This window comes from Sphingobium sp. V4, from assembly GCF_029590555.1.
Classification (GTDB): Bacteria; Pseudomonadota; Alphaproteobacteria; order Sphingomonadales; family Sphingomonadaceae; genus Sphingobium.
Genome location: NZ_CP081001.1, coordinates 2,531,773 through 2,541,352, shown reverse-complemented (window position 1 = coordinate 2,541,352; position 9,580 = coordinate 2,531,773). Strand labels below are relative to the sequence as shown.

The 9,580-nt window shown below is 62.1% G+C and carries 18 protein-coding genes; all 18 read left to right on the top strand.

The window, feature by feature from the left end:
- Positions 1-30 precede the first annotated feature (30 nt).
- The 18 genes from tuf (at position 31) to rplF (ending at position 9,580) form a co-directional block, all read left to right on the top strand.
- Entirely contained in the window at positions 31-1,221 is a 1,191-nt protein-coding gene (gene tuf, locus K3M67_RS12685) for an elongation factor Tu (RefSeq protein ID WP_066859665.1), read from the top strand.
- A 205-nt stretch (positions 1,222-1,426) separates the two neighbouring features.
- The gene (gene rpsJ / locus K3M67_RS12680; RefSeq protein WP_007686587.1) at positions 1,427-1,735 is read left to right on the top strand and encodes a 30S ribosomal protein S10; all 309 of its coding nucleotides are present in this window, start codon (positions 1,427-1,429) and stop codon (positions 1,733-1,735) included.
- Positions 1,736-2,007: 272 nt separating this feature from the next.
- Positions 2,008-2,763 carry a 50S ribosomal protein L3 gene (rplC, locus tag K3M67_RS12675; RefSeq protein WP_066859663.1) on the top strand — a complete coding sequence of 252 codons (756 nt, stop codon included), beginning with the start codon at positions 2,008-2,010 and terminating at the stop codon, positions 2,761-2,763.
- A 3-nt stretch (positions 2,764-2,766) separates the two neighbouring features.
- Positions 2,767-3,390, top strand: a complete 624-nt coding sequence (gene rplD, locus K3M67_RS12670) for a 50S ribosomal protein L4 (RefSeq protein WP_066859661.1) — start codon at positions 2,767-2,769, stop codon at positions 3,388-3,390.
- The gene (locus K3M67_RS12665) at positions 3,383-3,700 is read left to right on the top strand and encodes a 50S ribosomal protein L23 (protein ID WP_066859658.1); all 318 of its coding nucleotides are present in this window, start codon (positions 3,383-3,385) and stop codon (positions 3,698-3,700) included. The genes rplD and K3M67_RS12665 overlap by 8 nt, the downstream gene beginning before the upstream one ends.
- Positions 3,701-3,710: 10 nt before the next feature.
- Entirely contained in the window at positions 3,711-4,547 is an 837-nt protein-coding gene (gene rplB, locus K3M67_RS12660) for a 50S ribosomal protein L2 (RefSeq protein ID WP_066859655.1), read from the top strand.
- A gap of 5 nt (positions 4,548-4,552) precedes the next feature.
- Positions 4,553-4,831, top strand: coding sequence for a 30S ribosomal protein S19 (gene rpsS / locus K3M67_RS12655; protein WP_066859638.1), 279 nt, complete (start codon positions 4,553-4,555; stop codon positions 4,829-4,831).
- Positions 4,831-5,217: a 50S ribosomal protein L22 gene (rplV, locus tag K3M67_RS12650; RefSeq protein WP_066859636.1), complete on the top strand. Its 387-nt coding sequence runs from the start codon at positions 4,831-4,833 to the stop codon at positions 5,215-5,217. The genes rpsS and rplV overlap by 1 nt, the downstream gene beginning before the upstream one ends.
- Positions 5,218-5,221: 4 nt before the next feature.
- Complete coding sequence (gene rpsC, locus K3M67_RS12645) at positions 5,222-5,917, top strand: 30S ribosomal protein S3 (RefSeq protein WP_007686574.1); 696 nt, start codon at positions 5,222-5,224, stop codon at positions 5,915-5,917.
- 21 nt (positions 5,918-5,938) lie between these two features.
- Positions 5,939-6,370: a 50S ribosomal protein L16 gene (gene rplP / locus K3M67_RS12640; RefSeq protein ID WP_285831625.1), complete on the top strand. Its 432-nt coding sequence runs from the start codon at positions 5,939-5,941 to the stop codon at positions 6,368-6,370.
- Between the two features lie 3 nt (positions 6,371-6,373).
- A complete protein-coding gene (gene rpmC, locus K3M67_RS12635) occupies positions 6,374-6,577 on the top strand; it encodes a 50S ribosomal protein L29 (protein WP_066859635.1) in 204 nt (67 codons plus the stop codon).
- A gap of 12 nt (positions 6,578-6,589) precedes the next feature.
- Entirely contained in the window at positions 6,590-6,853 is a 264-nt protein-coding gene (gene rpsQ / locus K3M67_RS12630; RefSeq protein WP_009820639.1) for a 30S ribosomal protein S17, read from the top strand.
- A 176-nt stretch (positions 6,854-7,029) separates the two neighbouring features.
- Positions 7,030-7,398, top strand: a complete 369-nt coding sequence (gene rplN, locus K3M67_RS12625; RefSeq protein ID WP_007686569.1) for a 50S ribosomal protein L14 — start codon at positions 7,030-7,032, stop codon at positions 7,396-7,398.
- Entirely contained in the window at positions 7,398-7,709 is a 312-nt protein-coding gene (rplX, locus tag K3M67_RS12620) for a 50S ribosomal protein L24 (RefSeq protein WP_066859634.1), read from the top strand. The genes rplN and rplX overlap by 1 nt, the downstream gene beginning before the upstream one ends.
- A complete protein-coding gene (gene rplE / locus K3M67_RS12615) occupies positions 7,709-8,281 on the top strand; it encodes a 50S ribosomal protein L5 (protein ID WP_066859633.1) in 573 nt (190 codons plus the stop codon). Before rplX ends, rplE begins: the two co-directional genes overlap by 1 nt.
- Before the next feature lie 52 nt (positions 8,282-8,333).
- The gene (gene rpsN, locus K3M67_RS12610; protein WP_007707881.1) at positions 8,334-8,639 is read left to right on the top strand and encodes a 30S ribosomal protein S14; all 306 of its coding nucleotides are present in this window, start codon (positions 8,334-8,336) and stop codon (positions 8,637-8,639) included.
- A gap of 12 nt (positions 8,640-8,651) precedes the next feature.
- Positions 8,652-9,047: a 30S ribosomal protein S8 gene (gene rpsH / locus K3M67_RS12605; protein WP_066859632.1), complete on the top strand. Its 396-nt coding sequence runs from the start codon at positions 8,652-8,654 to the stop codon at positions 9,045-9,047.
- On the top strand, positions 9,047-9,580 hold the full coding sequence (gene rplF / locus K3M67_RS12600; RefSeq protein WP_066859631.1) for a 50S ribosomal protein L6: 534 nt from the start codon (positions 9,047-9,049) through the stop codon (positions 9,578-9,580). Before rpsH ends, rplF begins: the two co-directional genes overlap by 1 nt.

Sequence of the window (9,580 nt, the reverse complement as noted above, 5' to 3'; positions counted from 1 at the left end):
ACATCGGATTTGATTAGAAGGTAGGAAAAAATGGCTAAGGCTAAGTTTGAGCGGAACAAGCCGCACTGCAATATCGGCACGATCGGTCACGTCGACCATGGCAAGACCTCGCTGACCGCCGCCATCACCAAGGTCCTCGCCGAAACCGGCGGTGCGACCTTCGTCGACTATGCCAACATCGACAAGGCTCCCGAAGAGCGCGAGCGCGGCATCACCATCTCGACCGCCCACGTCGAGTATGAGACCGAAGCCCGTCACTACGCGCACGTCGATTGCCCGGGTCACGCTGACTACGTCAAGAACATGATCACCGGTGCCGCCCAGATGGACGGCGCGATCCTCGTCGTTTCGGCGACCGACGGCCCGATGCCGCAGACTCGCGAGCACATCCTGCTCGCCCGCCAGGTCGGCGTGCCGCAGCTCGTCGTGTTCATGAACAAGGTTGACCTGGTCGACGATCCGGAAATTCTGGAGCTGGTCGAGCTGGAAATCCGCGAGCTGCTCAGCTCGTATGATTTCGACGGCGACAACATCCCCGTCATCCCCGGTTCGGCTGCCGCTGCCCTTCAGGACAAGACCCCTGAAATCGGCCACGACGCCGTTCTGAAGCTGATGGCTGCCGTCGACAGCTTCATCCCGCAGCCGGAGCGTCCGGTTGACAAGGCGTTCCTGATGCCGATCGAAGACGTGTTCTCGATCTCGGGTCGCGGCACCGTCGTCACCGGCCGTGTCGAAACCGGCATCATCAAGGTTGGTGAAGAAGTCGAGATCGTCGGTCTGAAGCCGACCACCAAGACCACCGTCACCGGTGTCGAAATGTTCCGCAAGCTGCTCGACGAAGGTCGTGCGGGCGACAACATCGGCGCGCTGGTTCGCGGTACGAAGCGTGAAGAAGTCGAGCGTGGTCAGGTTCTGGCGAAGCCGGGCACCATCACCCCGCACACCGAGTTCGACGCTGAAGTGTATGTCCTGTCGAAGGAAGAAGGCGGCCGTCACACGCCGTTCTTTGCGAACTATCGTCCGCAGTTCTACTTCCGCACCACCGACGTGACCGGCGAAGTGATCCTTCCCGAGGGCACCGAGATGGTTATGCCTGGCGACAACGTGAAGCTCGGCGTGAAGCTGATCGCTCCGATCGCGATGGACTCGGGTCTGCGCTTCGCCATCCGTGAAGGCGGTCGTACCGTCGGCGCAGGGGTTGTCGGCACGATCTCGAAGTAATATAGGACCGCAGCGGCGCGAATCGTCCGATTCGCGCCGCTGAGGATTTTAGCCGCCCCGGATCGTCTTTCTCCGGCTCGCATGAGCTAGAAAGGCAATGGACGGGGCGGATATTTTTTGTTGGCGCATTTTGTAAATCATCGGCTGCTCCGGCTGGTTTTGAAAATGCTCCGGTTTTTGGCTCTTTCGCATCGGTACAGGAACTATGGACAGCAACATCCGCATTCGCCTCAAGGCGTTCGATCATCGCGTGCTCGATCAGGCGACCGGCGACATCGCCGACACCGCCCGCCGCACCGGCGCCCTTATCCGCGGTCCGATTCCCCTTCCGACGCGCATCGAAAAGTTCACGGTCAACCGTGGTCCGCACATCGACAAGAAGTCGCGCGAGCAGTTCGAGGTCCGCACCTACAAGCGTATGCTTGACATTGTGCAGCCGACGCCGCAGACGGTCGACGCGCTGATGAAGCTGGACCTGGCTGCCGGCGTGAACGTCGAGATCAAGTTGGCCTAAGCCGACAAGTCCCTGCTTTCCGAAAGGAGGGCAGGGTATCGGGCATTCCGGGTATCCGGAAGCTCAAACGACACAAGGGATACCGCACGGCCCTCCGGTGAACCGGAAAGGCGCGTGGTCCTGGTCCCCCGTCGCCGTTCCCGAGCAGGGGGTGGCATCCAACCCGGACGGGGTGATCTATATTTGGGTTGGGCCGCGAAGGAGAAATCCTGAGCGGTTTTTTCGTTGGATACGCCCGCTGCTAAGGCGGGCCTCTATGGGAGTAATCGGTGATGCGCACAGGCGTGATCGCTAAGAAAGTCGGGATGACCCGTCTGTTCCAGGAGGACGGACGTCATATTCCCGTTACGGTTCTTGCCCTTGAGGGCAATCAGGTCGTGGCTCGCAAGGAAGTTGATCGTGACGGTTATGTCGCGGTTCAGCTCGGCGCGGGCGTCGCGAAGGTCAAGAATGTCGCCAAGCCGCAGCGCGGCCACTTCGCCAAGGCGGAAGTGGAGCCGAAGGCGCGCCTGGTCGAGTTCCGTGTCGCCGAGGACGCGCTCCTCGATGTCGGCGCCGAGATCGCGGCCGATCACTTCATCGCTGGCCAGCTGGTCGACGTTGCTGGTCATACCCAGGGTAAGGGTTTTGCCGGTGCCATGAAGCGCTGGGGCTTCGGCGGTATGCGCGCTACCCACGGCGTGTCGATCAGCCACCGTGCCCATGGTTCGACGGGTAACCGCCAGGATCCGGGCCGCGTCTTCAAGAACAAGAAGATGGCGGGTCACATGGGTGACCGCGAGCGGACCCAGCAGAACCTCGAAATCGTCCGCACGGACGTCGAGCGCGGCCTGCTGTTCGTCAAGGGTTCGGTTCCGGGCGCCAAGGGCACCTGGCTGACCGTGTGCGATGCCGTCAAGGTCAAGCGCCCCGCCGACGTTCCGTATCCCGCCAGCCTGAAGGCTGCCGCGAACAGCAACAATGCTCCGGCCGAGACGCCTGCTGAAGAAGCAGTCGCTCCCGAAGCGACCGAAGGCCAGGAGGGCTAAACCATGAAGGTCAATGTACAGACCCTCGACGCGCAGGCTGCCGGCGAGCTGGAGCTGAACGATGCCGTTTTCGGTATCGAGCCCCGCACCGACATCCTGCACCGCGTCGTCACCTGGCAGCTGGAGAAGCGTCGCGCTCCGGCCCGCGCTACCCGCGAGCGTTCGGATGTCGCCCGCACCGGGAAGAAGTTCGGTCGCCAGAAGGGCGGCGGTACCGCTCGTCACGGCGATCGCAAGGCGCCCGTCTTCATCGGCGGTGGTAAGGCGCACGGCGCCCGCGCTCGTGACTTCGGTCACGACCTCAACAAGAAGGTGCGTGCGCTCGGCCTGAAGATGGCGCTGTCGTCGAAGGCGAAGGACGGTTCGCTGATCGTTCTCGACACGCTCGACGTGGCAGAGGGCAAGACCAAGGCTCTGGTCGCGCATCTCGCCAAGCTGAACCTGACCAAGGCGCTGTTCATCGATGGCGATGCGGTCAACGTCAGCTTCGCGAAGGCTTCGGCCAACATCGTCGGCGTGAACCTGCTGCCGGCCGTTGGCGCCAACGTCTACGACATCCTGAAGGCCGACTCGCTGGTGCTCACCCGCGCCGCGGTCGAAAAGCTGGAGGCCCGTTTCAATGGCTAAGAAAGAAGCCGCGACCGTGGACAACCGTCACTTCGACGTCGTTGTCGCACCGGTCATCACCGAGAAGTCGACCCTTCTCTCCGAGAACAACGCGGTGGTCTTCAAGGTCGCCAACGATGCGTCGAAGCCGGAGATCAAGGCTGCCATCGAGGCGCTGTTCGGCGTGACCGTCAAGTCGGTCAACACGCTGGTGCAGAAGGGGAAGGTCAAGCGCTGGAAGGGCAAGCCCTACAAGCGTTCGGACGTGAAGAAGGCGATCGTGACGCTTACTGCGGACAGTAAGCCCATCGACGTCACCACCGGTATCTGAGGCGGGATAGATGGCACTGAAGCACTATAACCCGACGAGCCCGGCCCAGCGTGGCCTGATCCTCGTCGACCGCAGCGGCCTGCACAAGGGCAAGCCCGTCAAGGCGCTGACCGAAGGCAAGCGCAAGACCGGTGGCCGCAACAACAAGGGTCATGTGACCTCGCGCGGCATCGCCGGCGGTCACAAGCAGCGTTACCGCATCATCGACTTCAAGCGTAGGCTGTGGGACGTCGAGGGCACGGTCGAGCGTCTGGAATATGACCCCAACCGCACCGCCTTCATCGCGCTGGTCAACTATCCCGACGGCACCCAGGCCTATATCCTGGCGCCGCAGCGTCTGGCTCCCGGCGACAAGGTCGTCGCGGGCAAGAAGACCGACGTGAAGCCGGGCAATGCGATGGAACTCGGCCAGATGCCGGTCGGCACCATCATCCACAATATCGAGATGAAGCCCGGCAAGGGCGGTCAGCTCTGCCGTTCGGCGGGTACCTATGCCCAGCTGGTCGGTCGCGATCGTGGCATGGTGATGGTCCGTCTGTCCTCGGGCGAGCAGCGCTACATCCGTTCGGACTGCATGGGCACTGTCGGTGCCGTGTCGAACCCGGACAACGCCAACACCAACCTTGCCAAGGCCGGCCGTAATCGCTGGCTGGGTAAGCGTCCGCTGACGCGCGGTGTGGCGAAGAACCCGGTCGATCACCCGCATGGTGGTGGTGAAGGCCGGACCTCGGGCGGCCGTCATCCGGTCACGCCCTGGGGCAAGCCGACCAAGGGTGCGCGCACCCGCCACAACAAGGCGACGGACAAGTTCATCATCCGTAGCCGCCACGCGAAGAAGAAGAGGTAAGCGAGATGGCTCGTTCCGTCTGGAAAGGTCCGTTCGTGGACCTCAGCCTTCTGAAGAAGGCGGAAACGGCGCAGGACGCCGGTGGCCGTACCGGTCCGATCAAGACCTGGTCGCGCCGTTCCACCATCCTGCCGCAGTTCGTTGGCCTGACGTTCAACGTCTATAATGGCCGCAAGCATGTTCCGGTCCTCGTGAACGAGGAAATGGTTGGTCACAAGCTGGGTGAATTCGCCCCGACCCGCTACTTCCCCGGTCACGCTGCCGACAAGAAGGGCAAGCGCTAATGAGCAAGCAAAAGGCTCCCCGTCGCGTCGCCGACAATGAGGCGCTGGCCGTTGGCACGCAGATCCGTGGTTCAGCCCAGAAGCTGAACCTGGTCGCCACGCTCATCCGCGGCCGCAAGGTCGAGGACGCGCTGAACATCCTCGCCTTCTCCAAGAAGGCGATGGCGGTCGACGTGCGCAAGGTGCTGGCTTCGGCCATCGCCAATGCGGAAAACAACCACAATCTGGACGTCGACGCACTGGTCGTCGCGGAAGCATCGGTGGGCAAGAGCTTCACCCTGAAGCGCTTCCACGCTCGCGGCCGCGGCAAGTCGACCCGGATTCTGAAGCCCTTCAGCCGCGTGCGCATCGTCGTGCGTGAAGCTGCAGAAGAGGCGGAGGCGTAAGCACATGGGTCACAAGAGCAATCCGATCGGTCTGCGTCTGCAGATCAACCGCACCTGGGACAGCCGCTGGTTCGCGGAAGGCGCCGACTACGGTCGCCTGCTGCTGGAGGATCTGAAGATCCGCCAGTATATCATGAAGAACCTGCCGCAGGCCGCGATCTCCAAGGTCGTTATCGAGCGTCCGGCCAAGCTGTGCCGCGTGTCGATCTACGCCGCCCGTCCCGGTGTCATCATCGGCAAGAAGGGCGCGGACATCGAAAAGCTGCGCAAGAAGCTGGGCGGCCTGACCTCTTCGGACGTCAGCCTGAACATCGTCGAAATCCGCAAGCCGGAAATTGACTCCAAGCTCGTTGCGCAGGGCATTGCCGACCAGCTGGAACGCCGCGTGGCTTTCCGTCGTGCGATGAAGCGCGCGGTGCAGTCGGCTCTCCGTCTGGGCGCCGAAGGCATCAAGATCACCTGCGGCGGCCGTCTGGGCGGCGCGGAGATCGCGCGCGTCGAATGGTATCGCGAAGGCCGCGTTCCGCTGCACACGCTGCGCGCGAACGTCGACTATGCCGAAGCCGAAGCCCATACCGCCTATGGCGTGTGCGGCATCAAGGTCTGGATCTTCAAGGGTGAAATCCTTGGTCATGATCCGATGGCCACCGACCGGCTGATGCTGGAGGCTCAGACCTCCGGCGTGCGCCCGGCGCGCTGAAGATAAGAAGGTAATAGCGTCATGCTGCAACCGAAGAAAATGAAGTTCCGCAAGGCCTTCAAGGGCCGGATCAAGGGCGACGCCAAGGGCGGTTCGGCTCTGAATTTCGGCTCCTACGGCCTCAAGGCTCTGGCACCCGAGCGCGTCACCGCACGTCAGATCGAAGCGGCTCGCCGCGCGATCACCCGCCATATCCGCCGTCAGGGCCGGTTGTGGATTCGCGTGTTCCCCGACGTGCCGGTGTCGAAGAAGCCGGCCGAAGTCCGTCAGGGCAAGGGCAAGGGTTCGGTCGAATATTGGGCTGCTCGCGTCAAGCCGGGCCGCATCCTGTTCGAACTGGACGGCGTGCCCGGTCCGCTCGCAGCAGAGGCCTTCTCGCGCGCCGCGATGAAGCTGCCCATCAAGACGAAGGTCGTCGCCCGCCTCGGCGACACCTCGCACCTGGAGGGTTAAGCCGTGGCGAACGTCGCAGACCTCAAGACCAAGACGGACGACGAACTGTCGACCGAACTCAACAACCTGAAGCGCGAGCAGTTCAACCTGCGTTTCCAGGCGGCCACCAACCAGCTGGAAAAGCCCAGCCGCGTGCGTGAAGTCCGTCGGTCGATCGCGCAGATCAAGACCCTGCAGTCCGAGCGTACCCGCTCGGCCGCGAAGTAAAGGAAACACACGATGCCCAAGCGCGTGCTGACGGGAACGGTGGTTTCCGACAAGACCGACAAGACGGTGGTGGTTCGGGTGGAGCGCAAGGTAAAGCATGCGCTCTACGGCAAGATCATCCGTCTGTCGAAGAAGTACCATGCCCATGATGAGGGCAATGTCTACAAGGAAGGCGAAACGGTCCGCATCGAAGAGACCGCTCCGATTTCCAAGCTCAAGACCTGGAAGGTCATCGAGCGCGTGGACACCCACAAGTCGCCGGAAACGGCGGCCTGAGGGAGGCTCATTGAGCCTTTGACCTAAAAATGCGGCGCGGGGCTGGCCTTTTCCTTCGGGAAAGGGTACAGGCCCGCGCTTCGCGTAGAGTCAAAGGCTCGGTTCGAGTCTCTATGCACGAAATTCGGAACCGCCGGGAATTGTCCCGGTAGGCCAAATAAGAAGGAACCGGATCCATGATCCAGATGCAATCCAATCTTGACGTCGCTGACAACAGCGGCGCCAAGCGCGTCCAGTGCATCAAGGTGCTGGGCGGCTCGAAGCGTCGCTTCGCGAGCGTAGGCGACATCATCGTCGTCTCGATCAAGGAAGCTGCGCCTCGTGGCAAGGTGAAGAAGGGTGACGTGCATCGCGCCGTCATCGTGCGCACCGCCAAGGACGTGCGTCGCGCTGATGGCAGCGTGATTCGCTTCGACGGCAATGCCGCTGTGCTCATCAACAAGAACGAGGAGCCGATCGGCACCCGTATCTTTGGCCCGGTCGTTCGCGAACTGCGCGCCAAGAAGCACATGAAGATCATCTCGCTCGCCCCCGAGGTGCTGTAATGAGCGCTGCAAAGATCAAGAAGGGCGACAAGATCGTCGTCCTGGCCGGCAAGGACAAGGGCCGCACCGGCGCCGTCCTGCAGGTGCTGCCGAAGGAGGACAAGGTCCTCGTCGAAGGCATCAACGTCCATGCGCGTCACCGCAAGCCCGATCAGTCCAACCCGCAGGGTGGCATCGATCGCAAGCCGGCGCCGCTGCACATTTCCAACGTCGCTGTCGCCGACAAGGATGGCAAGCCGACCCGCGTCCGTTTCGAGGACCGCGACGGCAAGAAGGTCCGTGTCGCCGTCAAGTCCGGTGAGGTGCTGTAATGAGCGACAAGTACATCCCGCGCTCGAAGGCGCAGTATGACGCCGAGATCGCCAAGGCGATGACCGAGAAGTTCGGTTACAAGAACGTCATGGAAGTGCCCAAGATCGAGAAGATCGTGCTCAACATGGGCGTGGGCGAAGCGACCCAGGACAAGAAGAAGGTCACCCAGGCCGCCGAGGAAATGGAGCAGATCGCCGGTCAGAAGCCGGTCATCACCAAGGCTCGCAAGTCCATCGCGCAGTTCAAGCTGCGTGAAGGTATGCCGATCGGTGCCAAGGTCACGCTGCGCCGCGAGCGCATGTATGAATTCCTGGACCGTCTGATCAACATCGCGCTGCCCCGCGTGCGCGACTTCCGTGGTCTGAACCCCAAGAGCTTCGATGGTCGTGGCAACTATGCCTTCGGCATCAAGGAGCAGCTGATTTTCCCGGAGATCAGCTACGACAAGATCGACAAGGTTCGTGGCATGGACATCATCGTGACCACCACGGCGAAGACGGACGAGGAAGCGCGCGAACTGCTGCGTCTCTTCGGCTTCCCCTTCCCGATCGAAGAGAAGCAGGCGGCCTGAAAAGGCCCCGCTTCTCTCCCAAACGCTTAAGCTAAGGAAGAGAACTTAAGTCATGGCGAAACTGAGTTCGATCAACAAGAACGAGCGCCGCAAGAAGCTGGTGAAGAAATATGCCGGCCGCTATGCGAAGCTCAAGGCGATCGCGAATGATACCGCGGCCGATGACAGCGATCGTCTGATCGCGCGTCTGAAGATGGCGGAGATCCCCCGCAACGGCAATCCGACCCGCGTTCGGAACCGCTGCGAGCTGACGGGGCGTCCCCGCGCTTACTACCGCAAATTCCGTCTCTGCCGCGTGCAGCTGCGTGATCTGGCCAACAAGGGCCTGATCCCCGGCGTCACCAAGTCGAGCTGGTAAGGATCATTTGAGATGGCATTGACCGATCCCCTGGGTGATATGCTCACCCGCATCCGCAACGGGCAGCAGGCGAAGAAGGACAGCGTCGTGTCCCCCGCCAGCAAGCTCCGTGCCCGCGTCCTCGACGTGCTGCAGCGCGAAGGCTATATCCGTGGTTATTCCGAGGAAGTCCTCGGCAATCATCCCGGCCTGCGCATCGAGCTGAAATATTTCGAGGGCCAGCCGGCGATCAAGCATGTCGCCCGCGTGTCCAAGCCTGGTCGCCGCGTTTACTCGGGTTCCAAGGAACTGCCGGTAATCCGCAATGGCCTCGGCATCACCATTGTCTCGACGCCCAAGGGTGTTCTGTCTGACGCGGAAGCGCGTGAGCAGAATGTTGGCGGCGAAGTGCTGGCGGAGGTGTTCTGATGAGCCGCACTGGTAAGAAGCCGGTTGCCGTCCCCGCGGGCGTCACCGCGTCGATCGCCGATGGCGAGCTGTCGGTTAAGGGGCCGAAGGGCACCCTGTCGCTGCCGCTGGCCGACGAAGTCACCTACAGCATCGAAGATGGTTCGATCGCGGTGAAGCCTGCCAACGACAGCAAGCGCGCCCGCGCTTTCTGGGGTATGCAGCGCACCCTGATCGCCAATCTGATCACCGGCGTGACGGAGGGCTACACGAAGAAGCTGCTCATCACCGGTGTCGGCTATCGTGCGGACGCCAAGGGCAAGGTTCTGAACCTGAAGCTCGGCTATTCGCACGACGTCGACTTCGCTGTGCCGGAAGGCATCGAGATCAAGACCCCGGATAACACCACGGTCGAGATCACCGGCATCGACAAGCAGAAGGTGGGTCAGGTTGCCGCCGAGATCCGCCGCTGGCGCAAGCCCGAACCCTATAAGGGCAAGGGTATCAAGTACGCCGGCGAGTTCATCTTCCGCAAGGAAGGGAAGAAGAAGTAA